The sequence below is a fragment of the Aquirufa antheringensis genome (genome assembly GCF_004307425.1).
Lineage (GTDB): Bacteria > Bacteroidota > Bacteroidia > Cytophagales > Spirosomataceae > Aquirufa > Aquirufa antheringensis.
Genome location: NZ_SEWZ01000003.1, coordinates 46,807 through 63,414 on the forward strand (window position 1 = coordinate 46,807; position 16,608 = coordinate 63,414).

The 16,608-nt window shown below is 42.4% G+C and carries 16 protein-coding genes; 11 read left to right on the top strand and 5 right to left on the bottom strand.

Translation table 11 applies throughout. The features are described from left to right. The first annotated feature begins 35 nt into the window (after window positions 1–35). Genes EWU21_RS06035 through EWU21_RS06045 form a run of 3 tightly spaced genes read left to right on the top strand, consistent with a single transcriptional unit; the run spans window position 36 to window position 2,549 of the window. Window positions 36–638, top strand: a complete 603-nt coding sequence (locus EWU21_RS06035; protein WP_236633193.1) for a glycosyltransferase — start codon at window positions 36–38, stop codon at window positions 636–638. Between the two features lie 11 nt (window positions 639–649). Next, window positions 650–1,420 carry a polysaccharide deacetylase family protein gene (locus tag EWU21_RS06040; RefSeq protein ID WP_236633194.1) on the top strand — a complete coding sequence of 257 codons (771 nt, stop codon included), beginning with the start codon at window positions 650–652 and terminating at the stop codon, window positions 1,418–1,420. Further along, window positions 1,413–2,549 (top strand): glycosyltransferase family 87 protein, encoded by a 1,137-nt coding sequence (locus tag EWU21_RS06045; RefSeq protein ID WP_130895923.1) that lies wholly within the window; start codon window positions 1,413–1,415, stop codon window positions 2,547–2,549. The genes EWU21_RS06040 and EWU21_RS06045 overlap by 8 nt, the downstream gene beginning before the upstream one ends. Here EWU21_RS06045 and EWU21_RS06050 read toward each other — a convergent pair. Further along, window positions 2,527–2,799 (bottom strand): DUF721 domain-containing protein, encoded by a 273-nt coding sequence (locus EWU21_RS06050; RefSeq protein ID WP_130895924.1) that lies wholly within the window; start codon window positions 2,797–2,799, stop codon window positions 2,527–2,529. The two genes, EWU21_RS06045 and EWU21_RS06050, sit on opposite strands and share 23 nt — an antisense overlap. 409 nt (window positions 2,800–3,208) lie before the next feature. Here EWU21_RS06050 and EWU21_RS06055 point away from each other — a divergent pair, with 409 nt between their 5' ends. From EWU21_RS06055 to EWU21_RS06085, 8 genes are all read left to right on the top strand, one after another. Continuing rightward, window positions 3,209–4,045, top strand: a complete 837-nt coding sequence (locus EWU21_RS06055; protein ID WP_130895925.1) for a MotA/TolQ/ExbB proton channel family protein — start codon at window positions 3,209–3,211, stop codon at window positions 4,043–4,045. A 68-nt stretch (window positions 4,046–4,113) separates the two neighbouring features. Then, window positions 4,114–4,713, top strand: a complete 600-nt coding sequence (locus tag EWU21_RS06060) for an ExbD/TolR family protein (protein WP_130895926.1) — start codon at window positions 4,114–4,116, stop codon at window positions 4,711–4,713. 26 nt (window positions 4,714–4,739) lie between these two features. Beyond that, on the top strand, window positions 4,740–5,255 hold the full coding sequence (locus EWU21_RS06065; RefSeq protein ID WP_130895927.1) for an ExbD/TolR family protein: 516 nt from the start codon (window positions 4,740–4,742) through the stop codon (window positions 5,253–5,255). A 33-nt stretch (window positions 5,256–5,288) separates the two neighbouring features. Then, window positions 5,289–6,107, top strand: a complete 819-nt coding sequence (locus EWU21_RS06070) for an energy transducer TonB (protein WP_130895928.1) — start codon at window positions 5,289–5,291, stop codon at window positions 6,105–6,107. A gap of 68 nt (window positions 6,108–6,175) precedes the next feature. After that, entirely contained in the window at window positions 6,176–6,418 is a 243-nt protein-coding gene (locus tag EWU21_RS11280) for a hypothetical protein (protein ID WP_161566443.1), read from the top strand. Further along, window positions 6,393–7,295, top strand: coding sequence for a PstS family phosphate ABC transporter substrate-binding protein (locus EWU21_RS06075; RefSeq protein ID WP_161566442.1), 903 nt, complete (start codon window positions 6,393–6,395; stop codon window positions 7,293–7,295). Before EWU21_RS11280 ends, EWU21_RS06075 begins: the two co-directional genes overlap by 26 nt. Window positions 7,296–7,451: 156 nt before the next feature. Next, on the top strand, window positions 7,452–9,137 hold the full coding sequence (locus tag EWU21_RS06080; RefSeq protein WP_161566480.1) for a tetratricopeptide repeat protein: 1,686 nt from the start codon (window positions 7,452–7,454) through the stop codon (window positions 9,135–9,137). 62 nt (window positions 9,138–9,199) lie between these two features. Then, window positions 9,200–9,973, top strand: a complete 774-nt coding sequence (locus tag EWU21_RS06085; protein ID WP_130895931.1) for an SDR family NAD(P)-dependent oxidoreductase — start codon at window positions 9,200–9,202, stop codon at window positions 9,971–9,973. On the opposite strand, the gene EWU21_RS06090 is transcribed toward EWU21_RS06085, so the two are convergent. From EWU21_RS06090 to EWU21_RS06105, 4 genes are all read right to left on the bottom strand, one after another. Continuing rightward, window positions 9,954–12,116, bottom strand: a complete 2,163-nt coding sequence (locus tag EWU21_RS06090) for a T9SS type A sorting domain-containing protein (protein WP_130895932.1) — start codon at window positions 12,114–12,116, stop codon at window positions 9,954–9,956. The two genes, EWU21_RS06085 and EWU21_RS06090, sit on opposite strands and share 20 nt — an antisense overlap. Window positions 12,117–12,243: 127 nt before the next feature. After that, window positions 12,244–13,128, bottom strand: coding sequence for a hydroxypyruvate isomerase family protein (locus tag EWU21_RS06095; protein ID WP_130895933.1), 885 nt, complete (start codon window positions 13,126–13,128; stop codon window positions 12,244–12,246). A 19-nt stretch (window positions 13,129–13,147) separates the two neighbouring features. Further along, the gene (locus tag EWU21_RS06100) at window positions 13,148–14,800 is read right to left on the bottom strand and encodes a complex I subunit 4 family protein (protein ID WP_130895934.1); all 1,653 of its coding nucleotides are present in this window, start codon (window positions 14,798–14,800) and stop codon (window positions 13,148–13,150) included. Next, the gene (locus EWU21_RS06105) at window positions 14,797–16,578 is read right to left on the bottom strand and encodes an NADH-quinone oxidoreductase subunit 5 family protein (RefSeq protein WP_130895935.1); all 1,782 of its coding nucleotides are present in this window, start codon (window positions 16,576–16,578) and stop codon (window positions 14,797–14,799) included. The genes EWU21_RS06100 and EWU21_RS06105 overlap by 4 nt, the downstream gene beginning before the upstream one ends. Between the last annotated feature and the right edge of the window lie 30 nt (window positions 16,579–16,608).

Here is a 16,608-nt window from a genome sequence, read left to right on the forward strand (position 1 = left end):
TTAAGGAGGCGATTCCTTCTAAAACGATTGTTCACATGTTTGTAGTGAATGATGGAAGTAAAACAGGGATTTGTCCGGAGGATATCGACTTATTAAAAACATCTGTTTCTGGATTTACCTACCTTGATTCACCGGTGAATCAGGGGAAAGGTGGGGCACTCAGGGATGCAGTTCGCCTAACGACTGGTAAATACGTCATTTATACCGATGCCGATTACCCTTATCTAATTGAGAATGCCGTGGAGATGTATCGCTTGCTATCTGTAAATGCGGCAGATGTGGTCGTGGGGGTACGCGACGAACACTATTATGATCAACTGCCTGTAGGGCGTAAACTTTTTTCCCTTTCGTTGAAATGGATGAACTACCTGTTTTTTCCTCAATTAAAGGTCAAAGACACGCAATCCGGACTGAAAGGATTTAATCAAAAAGGGAAGGAAGTATTCTTGAATACTCGGATCCCGGCTTTCTTGTTTGATATGGAGTTTTTGGTTTTAGCCTCTAGAAGAACTGACATTCGCATACAATGGATTTATGTGAAAGCTAGAGAGGGAATCGTCTTTTCGACGATGCGCGCGCAGACTATTTTGACCGAATTAGCCAATTTTGCTTCCATCTTATTTAGCGGTAACCGATGAAAACGCGAGAAATGAAACCAATTCTGATCACGATTGATGTGGAGGAATGCGATATTCCTTTAGAATACGGTTTTTCGATACCTTTAGAGGAGCAGCTGGCTATTTCTAGAGAAGGTTTAGCGTATTTTATGCAGCTAGTGGAGGAGGCCGGTGTCCCTGTTACTATTTTTTGTACGGGTGTTTATGCTGAAAACAATCCTGATTGGATCAAATCGCTGAATCCGATGCATGAATTAGCCTCTCACGGCTATTTTCACGGACATTTTGAGGCGTCGAAAGATCTGAAAAATTCGAAGGATTTACTGGAAAAACTAAGCGGAAAATCCGTCACTGGTTTCCGCATGGCTCGTATGCAATATGTGGACGAGAGCGAGATTTTGAAGGCGGGATATGCTTATCATTCGTCTTTAAATCCTACCTGGATTCCGGGTCGCTATGATCATCGAGATAAACCAACGAAACCATTCTTTGAAAAAGGGTTATGGAATGTGCCCGCTTCCGTGAGTCCTTGGTTGCGGATTCCGTTGTTTTGGCTGGCATTTAAGAACTTTCCATTGTGGATTTATACCTTGTTAGCGAAGCGAACCCTACGCAAACAAGGTTTTTTAAATATCTATTTCCATCCCTGGGAATTCGCGGACTTGAGTAAGTATCCGCTACCTATTCACGTGAAAAGAGGTCATAATGGACCTTTACGCGATAAATTGCGTTCTTTTTTGCAGCAGATGAAAGGGGAGGGGAAATTTACGACGATGGCTAAAATGCTAGAGAATAATGAATAAGAAATCCACCTTACTGATTATTTGGGCGTTAGCAGGGTTAGTGACTGGCTGGAAGCAGTTTTCTTTAAGTGCTGTTCATTCGCACATCAATAATTTTCAGATTTTCAAGGCAAGTTTCGGTCATTTTATCCACCGAATGCCGCTTTATCTAACGTATCCTACAGAATATTTTGACCTCTATCTCTATGGTCCTGTTTTCGCTATTTTGATGGCTCCATTTTCAATGATTTCCGATGGACCTAGTGTTGTATTGTGGAATCTGTTGAATTCGGTGGTGTTGTTTATAACGCTTTGGCATTTGCCTATCGTAGAGAATAAACGGGTTGCCATCACCTGGATTGTGTTGAATTCCTCGATTACTGCCTTGTTAAATACGCAGTTTCATGCGCTCTGTTTGGCCTTAATTATCTGGTCTTATATCTGCGTAGAGAAGAAAAATTACTTCTGGGCGACGCTTTGGATTGTTTTAGGAATCTATATTAAGTTGTATGGGGTCGTGGGAATTGCTTTTTTCTTTTTTGCCAAAGAGCGCCTCCGTTTCGCCGCCTACTTCGTTTTCTGGATGATCGTCATCGGTTTTATTCCTCTCGTTTTAGGCGGATTCGATTATGGGATCCAAACCTACCGCGAGTGGATAGGCATCTTAGCGCATAAAAACGAGTTGAACGAAAACATTAAAAACATCCGCACGGATGTCTGCGTAATGGGCATGATCCGTCGTTGGACGGGCGATCCTAACATCTCTAATCTTTGGTTTTTAATCCCTTCCATGATTCTGAACATCTATTTGTTCTTCCAAACAAAAAAATGGTCAGACCCAGACTTTAGACTGCGCATGTTAGCCTTCGTACTACTTTATATAACGCTCGCTAGCACCGGTACGGAATCGCCCACTTTAGTGATGGCTTTTCCGGCGGTTGGAATCTGGTTTGTTTTGGGGGAGAAAACGAAGGAACGCTGGGCGATGTTGATCTTTACCTTATTGATTTCGAGCTTTTCTCCTACCGATTTATTCCCAGCCTATATAAGGAATGAATTGATCAATCCCTTGGCTTTAATGATCATTCCTTTAGTGGGAGTGTGGCTTTGGCTAGCTTGGGATCTATCTACAGAAAAACAACCTCAGTAATGATGTCTTGCTGAGCTGTTTTGTTCAACAGTTCGATCATTTTCTGTTTGGCCATTAGCAGTTCCTTTTTCAAGGGGGCTGAATCCAGTCCTAAAAAGAGCTTTTTATCCTTAATAAAGACTTTTGTCGTTCGAGCGGCGATAGGTTTGCCCATAATCTCCTCCCAATGCGCTACGATATAGGTCTCGTCGAACTTATTTTGCAATTGATAGACTCGCAATAGCGACTCAATGGCTTCTTTTAAGCTCATGTTATCCTTGCTTCTAGTCGAAGCTCGTGGGCCTTTCGGATTGAATGGAGAGTCTATCATTGTTCTTATTGTAGGCCAAATTTATTCAATTATTGGGGTATTAAAGAGATTTTTTTCCTTCAGGGGAATTTTTTTTTGATTTTTTTAAAATTTGATAATCCCAAAATAGTACCCTAATTCTTTCGATAAATTGAAGAAAATATCAGATTAGTACAATAGTCTTCTTTCGATGACCTGAGAGGAACCTCCTAATGATTATTTAAAGGATGAAAATTATATTAGAATTCTATTACTTTTGCCTTTACTGAAAAGGAAAGCGAAAGTCTAAACTATGAAAACTACGATCGCCGCATTTTCTACAAGTTTTATTAACAAAAAAATAATTCTTTAACCCCAAATTACCAAACTAATGAGTACACAACAACCAAAGCCAGCTGCTAAGCCAGCTGCAACCGAAAAAAAATCTGGCGGTATTTCTGCAGGTTTAATTCTAATTGTCCTTTTCGCGATTGCTATTGCAATTTACACTTTCGTAATGGGAGATGGTTCTCACTTTGAAGGCGGAACAAATGAAGGACACCCACTTCCAGGTGACTACTTTGGTGTAGTTTACAAAGGTGGAGTTATCGTGCCAGTTTTGATGACTTGTTTCTTAACTGCATTAACATTCTCAATTGAGCGTTTATTCACAATCGGTAAAGCAAAAGGTACTGGTGATGTAAATGCATTCGTACGTTCGGTACAAGCATCTTTAGATAAAGATGATGTAGAAGGTGCATTGAAAGCTTGTGATAAGCAAAAAGGATCTGTAGGTAACGTAACTTTAGCTGCAATCAAAAAATACAAGGCTTTAACTACTGAGAAATCATTAGATAAAGAGCAAAAATTAGCTGCATTGAGCAAAGAAGTGGAAGAAGCTACTTCATTAGAATTGCCAATGTTAGAGAAAAACTTAACCATCATCGCGACTTTAGCGTCCGTATCAACTTTGATCGGTCTATTAGGAACGGTAATTGGTATGATCAAGGCCTTCGCGTCATTAGGTAACTCAGGTGGATCAACTGATTCATCCGCTTTAGCAAATGGTATCTCTGAAGCCTTAATCAACACGGCATTAGGTATCGGTACTTCAGCGATCTGTATCATTGCATACAACGTATTTACAGCGAAAATTGATGAGTTAACTTATAGCATCGACGAAATCGGCTTAAGTGTTAACCAAAACTACGCTACGCATCACAATTAATATTTGAACTGATTTAGGGGCTTAGCCCTTTCATTCAATTTTATTCACCGTTCAAAAAAATAATTGTTATGCCAAAAGTTAAAGCTAAACGACATAGTGTCTCACTCGACATGACAGCGATGTGTGATGTGGCTTTCCTTCTTTTGACGTTCTTCATGTTAACCGCGAAGTTCCGTCCAGAAGAGGCAGTTACAATCACTCCTCCATCTTCTATCTCAGAGAAACCTTTGAATACGAAAGATGGTATGCTGATGGTTAGTGTTTCACCAGAAGGTGGCGTTTATTTGGCAACTGATGATCAAATGGCTCGTGAGTTTATGTTAGAGCGTATGGCTAATCGCTATGGTATCGCTGTAACGGCTGAGATGAAGAAGAACTTTATGGCTTCAGAAATCGTAGGCTATCCTCTAGGAGCAATGCGTCAGGTGTTAAATATGAAACCTTCAGAAGCGAAAGCACTAAGTAAGGGGATTCCAATTGATTCATCTAATAACGAACTTTCGTATTGGGTGGGTTATGCGAAATTGTCTAATCCAGAGTTGAAAGTTGCTATCAAAGGAGATAAAGAATCTAACTACAAAGTGTTTGCTGATATTATCGGTACTTTGCAGGCTCAGAATATCAATATCTTCCAATTAGTAACTGGACCGGAAAATAAACCGAAATAAGTTTTCATTTTTAATTACGAAAAGAAATGGCAGAAATAGATAGCTCCGGTGGCGGGAAGAAAGGCGGAAAGAAGCGTAGTAAGAAAATGTCGACCAAAATCGACATGACACCTATGGTGGACTTAGGCTTCCTTTTGATTACTTTCTTTATGTTAACTACAACGTTAGCAAAGCCCGTTACCATGCAATTAAACATGCCTGATAAAACGGATACAAAGGAAACATCACCTGTTAAATTATCAGAATCACTTACGGTGTGTCCTGATGAAAATAAGGTGTATTATTACCAAGGTATCCCAACTGAGGCAGGTACAGTAATGCAAGTTACTAACTATTCGGAAACAGGAATTCGCAAGGTTATCGCGGACATGAAGGCGAAAGTGGGTAATAATTTTACTATCGTGATCAAGCCAACCAAAAAAGCGAAGTATCGCAATATGATTGACATGCTTGATGAATGTGCGATTACTAATAATAAGCGTTATGCTTTATTAGAAATCGATCCGGATACGGAGGCACTGATTAAACGATCAGGAAAATAAGGGTATAAATTAATTTTAAATTAAACGAATATTATGTCACAAGTAATAAGCCAAGATGCTACTTTGGACGATATTATCTTCAAAGACAAGAACCGTGAATTCGGTGCCTTCGTTCTGCGCAAGACATATCCTAAAGTAATGAAGCGGTCCGTATTACTAGGCTCTGCACTCTTTGTCGGTGCTCTTTTGATTGCAGCTTTCTGGAAACAGTTAACTGCCGTAGCGGAAGATAAGACTGAGGTGACTGCTGAAGTAATGAAATTGGATAAGCCAGCTCCTACCAAAAAGATAGAGTTGCCTCCTCCGCCGCCGCCGCCACCACCCAAGGAAATTCCTAAGGTGACAACGACGAAATTCTTACCTCCAGAAATCAAACCTGATGAGCAGGTTACAAAATCTGAACCACCGCCAGAAACGGTTATTGGAAATACAGCATCGGAAACGGTGAAAGGCGAGACGGAAACGTATGAGCCGCCTGTAGATCCAGATGCAAAGGGAACAGAACCTGTTGAACCTCCTAAGCCAGCTGAAGATGAAATCTTCACGGCAGTAGAGCAACAAGCTGAATTCCCAGGTGGTGCGGGTGCGTGGGGACGTTTCTTACAGAAAACGTTGAAATACCCATCTGCTGCTCAACGTGCAAACGTAGGTGGTAGAGTATTCGTCTCATTCGTTGTTAATACGGACGGTACTGTTCAAGACGTACAAGTTTTGAAGGGTGTTGGTTTCGGATGTGATGAGGAAGCTATTCGTGTGATCAAATCTATGCCAAGATGGAATCCTGGTAAACAATCTGGACGCGCGGTTAGATCTCGTTTTACACAACCGATCACGTTCGTTTTATCTGAATAAGAGCTAAACGATTAACCATAGACAGACCTGCTGAATGTATTTTTAGCAGGTCTGTTTTTTTAAAGAAAATGAAAAGACCTGTTGCTATTTGGATTAATGTTGGATTTCGTTTACTAGTTGCGTTAGCCTATTTTCTTGTAGGACTCTATGTCGCTTTTTTTTCGGAATTTGATTTAGGTATGAACTTTGGCATACCTACGATTGTATTATTTGGACTACTTTTTATGGCCTATGGCTTGTTTCGGATTTGGAGAGCTTATGCCTATTTTAACTCAACTGAGGAAAATGATGAAGAATACCAGGAATATTAGTCTAGTCCTTCTAGGGCTATGTTTTTTTCAATGCTCTACAGATAAAAAGGAGACGCCCACGGATTCAGCTACTGTGGGAGAAATTACCTTAGGGGTAGATGAATCTTTTGAACCTCTGATGAAGGCGGAGAAGACCGCATTTGAAGAGCAATACAAATACGCGAAAATTAAGTATAAATTCAGTCCAGAGAACGAAATCATTGCGGATATGCTGAATGATAAGATTCGGGGGGTAGTTGTGACGCGTGATTTGACGGCCAAAGAAAAAGAAATTTTTACGCGCAAGTCTGTTACCTACCGCAGCTTCAATATTGCGGCAGATGGCATTGCCTTGTTAGCGAATAAATCCAATTCAGATACCTTACTGACTTTAGCTGATTTAAAGGATTTAATGGTAGGGACTTCCTCGAAATATACGCTTGTAGTAGACAAGGCGAACTCAAGTAATTTGAAATTTTTAGTAGATAAATTAAAGATTGCAAGCTCGGAGAATTTGCATGTAGTGGCGGCAGGTTCTAACCTAGAAGTCATTAATCAGGTAAAAAAGGATCCGCGTGCGATTGGAGTTGTGGGATCTAATTGGATTAGTGATGGAGATAATCCCACTTCGCTTGGTTTTATTCGCTCCGTGAATGTCGTATCTGTGGCAGAAGCTAAAGGTATGCCTTATACTCAGCCATTTGGATATAATCTAGCCCTTAAAAAATACCCTCTGCGCCGGGAAATCAAGTATATCTTGAAAGAAGCCCACCAAGGTTTAGGTACTGGTTTCTTGAATTATGTGTCGGGTGATCTCGGACAATTAATCGTTTTGAAGGCTGGATTAATTCCATTAACCCGACCTATCACGATTCGTACGTATCAAATCAATCAATAGTGCATTTTTATTCGGTTTAAAGTAGGGAAAATAGAAGATTGTTTTTATTTTTGTTCCTCTTAAGATTTTATTTTAAGTGTATAAAATTGGACATTTCGGTGTTCGATGCCTAGGAAAAATATTGAAAGCTATTAATTAAAAGACAAAATGAAGAAAATGAAATCGTGGCTATTGGCAATCAGTTTATTGGTTACCAATTTGGCAATGGGTCAAACTATCGCAGACGGATTACGCTTAATCGATCGCGATCAACCTAGTAGAGCTAAACAAGTTTTTGAAGGTTTAGTGACTGCTTCTCCTACCGGTGAAAATTATTACTATTTAGGTTATTATTATTTATCTCGTAGAGATTGGGCGGGTGCGGAAGATGCTTTCAAAAAAGGCTTAGCTGCTGATCCTAAAAATTATTTGAATCAAGTAGGTTTAGCTTCTATTAAAGTAGGACAAAATAAGGTGAATGAGGCGAAAGTAGATTTTGACCGCATTTTATCTGAAACGAAGTATAAGAACGGGGATGTTTTGCATCGTATTGCTGAGGCTTATGCGATGTTCTATATATTAGGACGTGATCCGGAGTTCAATGCGAACAACAACGATCCGGCTGAAGCGATTCGCTTGATTGATTTGATGTTAGAAAAAACAAAGAAAGGTCCTAACGCAGAGCAAATGATTGTTCGTGGTGATGCATTCTTGATTAAGAATGACGGTGGTAATGCTGTTTCATCTTATGAGCAAGCCTTAATGCAAGATCCTAGAAACGTGAAAGCGAAAGTGAAGATTGGAACGGTTTTCTTACGTGGTAAAAACTACCGGGAGACACAATCTCGTTATAAAGAGGCGATTGAGCTAGATTCAAACTTTGCTCCAGCTCATAAGCGTTATGGAGAGTATTTGATCGTGGGTAGCCAGTATAAAAATGCGTCACGTTATTTCAGAAAGTATTTAGAAAAAGCGGAGGCTACTCCAGAGGTGACTTTGGAAACAGCAAAATTATTATTCTTATCTCAAGATTACGAAGGTGCGATGAAGTACACGGATGAGGCAGACAAGAAAGGCGTGAAAGACAACGATATCTTCCGTATGCGTGGATATTCTAATGTCGAGATGAAGAACTACCAACAAGGTATTGATAACTTAGAGGGTATGGTTCGTTCAGGAGTAAAACCTTATTTCATGGATGATTTATACTTCGGAAAAGGATACCAAGGTTTAGGTAAAGATTCAGTGGCTTTAACTTATTTAGAGCGCGCGGCACCTTTAGATACGAACAATAACGTGTACAATATCATTCACGATATTCGTTACAAGCAAAAACGTTACAATGATGCGGCGAATGCAGCGTTGAAAGGAATTGAGTGGAAGCAAAAGAAAAATCAAGCGATTGGATCAGGAGATTACTTCAAGGCAGCGATGGATTATTATTTTGTAGCAGCTTATACGGCTAGAACGGATACGATTAATCGTCCATTGAATGCAATGAAAGCGGATACCTTGTTTGCTAAAGCTATTTCAGTTAACGAAAAATGGCCTCCATTCTACCTGAATCGTGCAAGAGCTAATAACTTAATTGATTATACTGGAACTAAATGGTTAGGTGTTCCACACTATGAGAAATTCTTAGAGACGATTGCTAAGTTGAAAGAAGAAAAATCAACTACGTTTAAAGAAGATAAGAATCAATTATTTGAAGCGTACAAATTTTTAGGTGGATATCATTTAACGGTAACCAAGGATGATGCGAAAGTGAGAGACTATTTCACGAAGGCTCAGGAGATAAAATCGGATGACAAAGAAGTTAACGATTATTTGAATCCTGCTCCAGCCGCGGCACCTAAGAAATAAATAGAAATTAATCATCGAAAAAAGCTGCTCATCGGGCGGCTTTTTTCATTTACACTAGCACGATGTCATACGCAATCATTACCGGAGGAAGTAAAGGGATAGGCAAAGAAATTGCCTTGCAATTAGCAGAAAGAGGGTATAACCTGTTATTAGTAGCTCGTAATTCGTATGAGCTTCAGCAGGTAAAAGAGGAGATTCAGAAGAAGTATTCTCTAGAGGTGGATTACCTAGTGGCAGACTTAGCGGATCCTGCCGCTGTCAACACGCTCTATGATTGGGTGCTGGCGAAGCAGATTGATTTGCGTATTTTAGTAAACAATGCGGGCTATGGTCTTGTGGGAGAATTCGAAAGTTATTCCTTTGAAGACATCCATAAAATGATGCAGGTAAACATGAATGCGGTAGTGGAAGCGTGTTACCGCTTCTATCCGATGCTTTCAGGGAAAGGTCAGGCCTACGTTCTTAATATCGCAAGCTCGACTGCCTATCAAGCTATCCCGTTAATGAGCGTATATGCGGCCTCTAAAGTATTTGTCTTGAACTTCTCTCGTGGCTTGTTTCACGAGTGGAAAGCAAAAGGTATTTCCGTAACGGCAGTAAGCCCGGGGGCTACTACTACAAACTTTAATGACCGAGCGAACTTGCCTGCAAAGGCTAGTAAGGCGGCCGAGAAAGTAACGATGACTCCCGCTGTTGTGGCAAAGTTAGCAGTCGATGGCATGTTTGCGAAAAAGCAAGAAGTGATCACTGGATTTATTAATAAATTAGGCGCGTTCTTGGCTTGGGTAGCACCTAAAGCGATTTCAGAGAAAGTGGCTAAAGGGATTTACGAATAGTTTTTTCTTGACTTATTCCATCTGAGATCAGTCGGATTACATAGGTTCCAGCAGGGAAACGGGAGATATCCCAATCCATTCTCCTGCTGGAATTTTCTATTTCAGTGGAGTCCAGTAATTTGCCTTTTAAATCAAATAGGTAGAGCTCTGCATCCGCCGTTTCATAGGCAATTTCAATGGATAGTATTCCTTGATTCGGATTAGGATAGGCCGCAAATTCGTAGCTCGCAGGCTGATCTACATAATACACATTCGAATAAGGAGAAAAGCAGGAGAGGCTTTTGTGCATCCATTTGGCTCGAACATAGAATTCGCGCCCTTCCGTTATTTTGCGAATGGATGAAGTGTCGTAGGATTTGGTTTGGTCGATGAGCCATTCGGGGATTCCGAGTGACCGAGTCTTCACAAAATAGGCACCCAATTTTTCCACGTAAGGAGCGGGAGGATTTTCTCTTCTCTCCAGTAGGATTTTCTCCGAGCGATAGAAGCAACCATTTTCTTCTAGAACGGATTGGTATTCTCCACTGGGTAGAAGGCCTTTTAGGTTTTTATCGGTTGCGAATAGATGGCCGTTCATTTCCCAGCCCATGAAATGAACGCTAGAGTCTGCTATAAGGCTAATACTTGCGCTGTCCGCTTTGCAAATGGGACCGGTAAAGGATTTGTGAATGAGGGAACTTGGTTGCTTTAAAATGGGCAAATTCAGCAATAATGTATCTGTTTCTCCATCGTTACAGAGGAAGGTGTAATTTCCGCCGCTCAAGGTGAAATCTGCCGATGTGGATTCGTAACGTTTGCTCCCCGTTATGGCCGAGGTTTTCAGAGGGCAGCCACTGATTCGAATGCGATAATTGCTCGTTAGGCAATTGGTTTCCATTTGAGCGGTTAATCGGTGGATAATGGGGCCGTTTCGCACGTAATGTACTTCAGTGGTGTCTTTCGCTGTACAGCCTAAAGAATCGATGACCGTGCGAAACAAGTATCCACTCGTAGTGAAGGGGCCTAAAGGGCTTTTGGCGGTGGAACTATACGAGATCCGGTAGGGCAGTGTTTCAGGTATAATAATGGTTTTTTCACCGGTGAGTGAAATGGGATTTAAAGGTCGTAAAATGATTCGAGGCTTGATGCGAATCTCCACTGGAATGCGGGCGCTCTCGCAATCGTTGATTTTGACGGAAGCAAATCGGACTAGTAGCGAATCATTTCTGCCGGAGTTTGAAACGGCTTTCATGGCTAAGGCAGTTGCGGTACTAAGACTAGACTTAGCGGACTCGGATTCATACCAAATATTATTCAAGCCCCCGCTGGCCTGTAATGAGAACGGTGTATCTGAGCAAAAGTAATTGGAGGAGGTATTCAGCGGCGGTGGTGGAATAGGGTAGATGGTCGTTTTTACCCCATTCGACAGGGGGCCCTCGCAACCGGATTTAACACAAGAGGCTCGGTAAAACGAGCTATCTGAAGCAATTAATGGCAATCGACTACCTTCGCCTATTTTATGGCCATCCGAATTATACCAATAAGTTAGGGAGGGTGAACAGCCGGTCGCATTGAGCGAAAAAGGTAATCCTACACAGGCTTTGACCAGCTTCACGGCATGTGATGGAGCAGCTGGAAGTGTGGTAATAATCAACGAAACCTCATTAGAAGCTAGCACACAGGATCCCAAAGGAAGAGTCGGAAAGCGTACGAATGCCTTTATTTTTGACCCATTCAGTGTGGGAGTTGCAATAATTGAATCCATAGCCTGTCCATTGAGTGTCCAGGGATAAGGAAAAGAAATAAGTGTCTTTTCACAGGCGCTAACACTTGAAATCACAGGTGCTTTTCGGAGCACCACCAGTACAGAATCTGAATAGCTGATGCATTTCCCTGAAGTGATTTTTAGTCGATAATAAGATCCTGTGGGATGCGTGGCTCCGCCGGAAAGAAAGGTGTAGCGCGTGGCACGCGCGTTTGTGATGCTGGTGAATTTGGGGTCTGAGGGTCTACGTTTTTCCCATTGAAAAGTGCCGCCAGAACTGACCACGATGAGTCGAATGGAATCCCCCTCACAGGTGATTTGGGGGAGTGGCTGGGTGCTGATGGTGGCACATTGTGCGAAAGACAAGAAAGATAAAAAGAGAAAAAAGAGCGTTTTCATGACTCGAAATAGAGCAGAAAACGAGGGCTAAACAAGCCGAAGAAAATCAATATCAGGAACCCGATAAATAAAAAACGCAAACGACTCGAAGCGAGCCGTTTGCGTTTTTATCAAGGTGTTGGTATTCTTAGATGTCGCAGATTTTTACTGCTTGTTCTAAGGACGCCATTTTGTCTTTACGGGCTGGAATAAATTCCTGTCCGATAAAGCCTTTGTATCCTGTGTTGTAGATAGCACGAATGATGGCCGCATAATTTAATTCTTGCGTCTCATCGATCTCGTTACGACCAGGAACACCACCTGTGTGGTAGTGAGAGATGTATGGGTGGTATTTTTTGATGGTCGCAATTACGTCCCCTTCCATGATTTGCATGTGGTAGATATCGTAAAGCAATTTGAATTTATCAGAACCCACCATCTCACAAAGTGCCGCACCCCATTCGGTTGTGTCTGCTTGGTAGTCTTTGTGGTTTACTTTGGAATTTAATAACTCCATGGAGATCGTTACATCGTAGCGTTCTGCCGTTTTCATGATGCGTTGTAAGCCCTTTTTGCAGTTGATTAGGCCATCTTCGTCGCTCATGCCATCTCTGTTTCCAGAGAAAGTGATGATGTTTTTAACGCCGGCTTTCGCTGCTTTAGGGATGATATCTTCGTAGAAACCGACTAAAGCGTCGTGGTTTTTTGTCCGGTTAAAGAAGTTCGGGATGTTCATGCCGTCCGGGTATTTCCCCCAGCCGATGGCCGCCGTCATATCGTGTTTTTTCAGGATTTCCCACTCGTCGGGACCTGTTAACTCGATAGATTGTAAGCCGATTTTTTTGGCATTAATGACTAATTCCTCAAACGGAATGTCTAGGTAGCACCAGCGACAAGCTGAGTGATGCACTTTTCCTTTTAGGTCTAGGCCCGCTTGGATGTCCGCTTCTTGAAAACGATGTCCCATCATTCCAAGGCCAGCGAATCCAGCAGAGCTTTTTAGGATGTCTCTGCGGCTGAATTTGTTTTCCATAGGTTTATTTTTAATAGGTTTATTTTAGCAATCCGGTGACGAATTTTTCACTGAGCTCAAATAGTAAGCCCGGGTAAACGCCTAGCAATATACTGATAATTCCTAAACCAAAAAGGCTAAGTAATTCTAATTTAGTTAAATCCGGTAAAGACCAGTCGGCATTTTTTTGGTAGTGTTTTCCCAAATAGATTTTTTGGAAGGTCCATAACAGGTATCCAGCGCCTAATAATAAGCCCAAAGCTCCAAACACCGCAATCCCTGGATGCACAAATGGGCTCGTGAAGGCGCCCATCAGGCTGAAGAATTCTCCAATGAATCCCGAGAATCCCGGTAAGCCCAAAGATGCAAAAATAGCGATCCCGGAGATGACCGTGAAGCGTGGCATCAAGGTAACTAAGCCGGAATAAGCATCGATTTCGCGGTTGCCGGTACGGGAGTATAATACACCCACCATCAAGAATAAAAGTGCGGATAAAACCCCGTGGGAGATGGTTTGGAAGATCGCCCCTTGCCATCCTTCAGCTGTAAAGGCCGCGATTCCGACGAGCACGAAACCCATGTGAGAAACGGAAGAATAGGCCACTAATTTCTTTAGATCCGTCATGGCAAGCGCATTGTAGGCGCCATAAACGATGGACAGGGCACCTAAGCCGGCCAAAATATTCGCCGCTTCAGTGGCTTCTGCTTGGAAGAACGGAATGGTGATTCGCAACCATCCATATGCCCCGATTTTTAATAAAACACCCGCTAATAAAACGGAAATAGGTGTGGGGGCCTCAACGTGCGCATCGGGTAACCAAGTATGCAAAGGAACCATCGGTAATTTGATGGCGAATCCGATGAAAAGAAGCCAGAATCCCCATTCGCGCGCGCTCAATCCGGCTAAAGCCCAGCCTGAGCTGGCGTGTAGAATGCTGGTAATTTGGCAATTATTGGAGTCTGCTAAAGCCTGCATGTCGAAGCTATGCACTAAAGAAGATGTCGCTAATTCTTGTGACTGAATCAGTTGCTGCACCGCTTTCAAGGCCTCTAAGTTAAAGCCTTGTTCCGGGCGAATCAAGCCATTCAATAAAGCCGTTTCGTAGGGATCCACGTAAGCAACGCCCATTCCGAGCATCACGATGAGGATCAAAAGGGATCCCACTAAGGTGTAAATAAAGAACTTTAAGGACGCGTAGTTTCTACGTGGTCCACCCCAAATTCCAATCAGGAAATACATGGGCAGTAACATGAACTCGAAGAAGACGTAGAAGAGGAAGAGGTCTTTGGCCAAAAAACAACCCATAATAGACGCATTCAGAAGCAAAACCAAGGCATAATAGCCGCCTATTTTCTCCTTGATGTCTGTCGAATTCCAAAGCGCCACCCAGGTAATTAGCCCAGTTAACAGAATCAGGGAAATGCTCAAACCATCAACTCCTAGCGTGTATTTGGACATAAATTGCCCCATTGATCCGAGTGAAATGGAGAACCAGTTGTGCGTTTCGTTGAATTGAAATAAGCCAGATGTTTTATCGAAGGTGCTATAAATGTAGCCCAAAAGCGCTAATTGCAGCGTCGAAAGGCCGATGGCAATGCTTCTCGCTTGTTCTTTTAATTGACCCAAACCAAGCGCTAAAGCACCGAGTAGAGGCAATCCGATTAAAAGCGATAATAGAGGTAAATTCGTCATTGAATAAATAGCGCGTAAAGTAAAAATAAGGCAAATGTCACAATAATCATAGCCCAATAGCTTTGGACTTTAGCTGATTGCCAGCGACTTAAGATTCTTCCGGTACCAGCACTCAAACCGGTACTGCCACCCACTAAAATGCCGTCCACGATGTGTTTATCAAACCAGGCGGTTAGATGGGCAATGATCACTTGCAGGGCAGCAATCCCATTCACGAAGCGGTCAATGAATTGCGTTTCGAAAACCTGTGCAGATCTGCTCTTCCAGCGAATAAAGCGGAATAAGGAAGGCCAAAAGCGAGGCAAGAATTGGTAATTCCCAGCCGGAATCCAGTTTCTTGTTACATACGCTCCCGCAATTCCTAGCACCCAGGTGGCAGCTGTGATGTACAACCAGAATGATGGGATGTGGTAAATGCTTATTAACGTATTTTCGTGCATTTCCAATGGATTTACCGAAATCCAAATGAAGAGACTCGCTATGATCAGTATACTGATCGGCAGTGCGAAATCGAAATGGCTTGAGCCCTCTTTCAATGGCCCCATAAAAATCAAATAGAACTGTCGGCTGATGTAGAAACTGGTTAATACCATCCCTAGCGCTAAAACAACTAGCAATTCTACTTGACCTGATGTGTATAAATATCCTGCGATATTTTCCTTGCTAAAAAATCCACCCGTAAGCGGTAATCCCATTAATCCGGCACCGAAAACGAGGTAGGCTAAAGCCGCCACTGGGGCTTTCTTGCGAAGGCCGCCCATGTCGTTTAGGCTTTGGGAATGTACGGTGTGAATAACCGCACCGGCCGCTAAAAAGAGGCCCGCTTTGAAAATTCCGTGTGTCAATAAATGAAATAAAGACGCGTCAGAACCCATTCCCATCCACATTAAACCCAGCTGGGAGATGGTGGAATAGGCGAGTGTTTTTTTGATGTCGTTTTGGAATAGAGCGAAAACAGCTCCTGCTAAAAAGGAGATCGCGCCGATGATTCCCATAAAAAGATGGGTCTCCGGTCCGGTGATGTCGAAAACGCGAACGCCCACAAATACACCCGCGGCCACCATCGTAGCGGCGTGAATTAGAGCGGAGGCTGGCGTAGGCCCTTCCATCGCATCAGGAAGCCAAGACATCAAGGGGAATTGAGCTGATTTAGCCATTCCGCCCGCAATAATCGCGATTCCGATGAGGGCAGGAGCAATGCCATGCATCGCTGAAAATTGCCAGGTATTGAAATGCAATCCGAGGGCAATTAATCCGAACAATAAGACAATATCTCCTAGGCGATTAATTAAAAAAGCTTTTTTAGCGGCTTGTATGGCGGCCGTTTTTTGGTGCCAAAAACTAATCAACAAATACGAACACGCCCCCACTAGTTCCCAAGCCCCGTAGAAAATCAGGATGGAATCGGTCAGCAGTAAGAGCGTCATCGAACCCACAAATAGGTGTAAATACAGGTAATATCGACCGATGGAAGGATCGTCTTTTAGATACGATTTGGAAAACAGCTGTACACAAAAAGAAACCAGAGCCACTAAGCCCAGGACCAATTGCGCAGAGGCATTCGCCCAAAAACTCGCATTCAGCGACTGCCCACCTAGATTAAACCAAGGATAAGCGATTTTGAAATCAATAGCTGCGGTGGTGCAAAAATACAATGCAGCAACGCTAAAAATTGCCGAAAGAGAAATCGAAAAAAGAGGTTTGGGAAAAAGAGCCACCAACAGCGCGGACGCCCAAGGCAATAAAAGCACTCCAAGAAATAGGAGATTTAATCCCATATACTTTGTATAGATTTAAAAACAAATATA

What these genes read in the sequence shown, in the direction of transcription:
- EWU21_RS06035 (WP_236633193.1), top strand. Translation starts at nt 36, where the DNA reads ATGTTTGTAGTGAATGATGGAAGTAAAACAGGGATTTGTCCGGAGGAT.
- EWU21_RS06040 (WP_236633194.1), top strand. Translation starts at nt 650, where the DNA reads ATGAAACCAATTCTGATCACGATTGATGTGGAGGAATGCGATATTCCT.
- EWU21_RS06045 (WP_130895923.1), top strand. Translation starts at nt 1,413, where the DNA reads ATGAATAAGAAATCCACCTTACTGATTATTTGGGCGTTAGCAGGGTTA.
- EWU21_RS06050 (WP_130895924.1), bottom strand. Translation starts at nt 2,799, where the DNA reads ATGAGCTTAAAAGAAGCCATTGAGTCGCTATTGCGAGTCTATCAATTG.
- EWU21_RS06055 (WP_130895925.1), top strand. Translation starts at nt 3,209, where the DNA reads ATGAGTACACAACAACCAAAGCCAGCTGCTAAGCCAGCTGCAACCGAA.
- EWU21_RS06060 (WP_130895926.1), top strand. Translation starts at nt 4,114, where the DNA reads ATGCCAAAAGTTAAAGCTAAACGACATAGTGTCTCACTCGACATGACA.
- EWU21_RS06065 (WP_130895927.1), top strand. Translation starts at nt 4,740, where the DNA reads ATGGCAGAAATAGATAGCTCCGGTGGCGGGAAGAAAGGCGGAAAGAAG.
- EWU21_RS06070 (WP_130895928.1), top strand. Translation starts at nt 5,289, where the DNA reads ATGTCACAAGTAATAAGCCAAGATGCTACTTTGGACGATATTATCTTC.
- EWU21_RS11280 (WP_161566443.1), top strand. Translation starts at nt 6,176, where the DNA reads ATGAAAAGACCTGTTGCTATTTGGATTAATGTTGGATTTCGTTTACTA.
- EWU21_RS06075 (WP_161566442.1), top strand. Translation starts at nt 6,393, where the DNA reads ATGATGAAGAATACCAGGAATATTAGTCTAGTCCTTCTAGGGCTATGT.
- EWU21_RS06080 (WP_161566480.1), top strand. Translation starts at nt 7,452, where the DNA reads ATGAAATCGTGGCTATTGGCAATCAGTTTATTGGTTACCAATTTGGCA.
- EWU21_RS06085 (WP_130895931.1), top strand. Translation starts at nt 9,200, where the DNA reads ATGTCATACGCAATCATTACCGGAGGAAGTAAAGGGATAGGCAAAGAA.
- EWU21_RS06090 (WP_130895932.1), bottom strand. Translation starts at nt 12,116, where the DNA reads ATGAAAACGCTCTTTTTTCTCTTTTTATCTTTCTTGTCTTTCGCACAA.
- EWU21_RS06095 (WP_130895933.1), bottom strand. Translation starts at nt 13,128, where the DNA reads ATGGAAAACAAATTCAGCCGCAGAGACATCCTAAAAAGCTCTGCTGGA.
- EWU21_RS06100 (WP_130895934.1), bottom strand. Translation starts at nt 14,800, where the DNA reads ATGACGAATTTACCTCTATTATCGCTTTTAATCGGATTGCCTCTACTC.
- EWU21_RS06105 (WP_130895935.1), bottom strand. Translation starts at nt 16,578, where the DNA reads ATGGGATTAAATCTCCTATTTCTTGGAGTGCTTTTATTGCCTTGGGCG.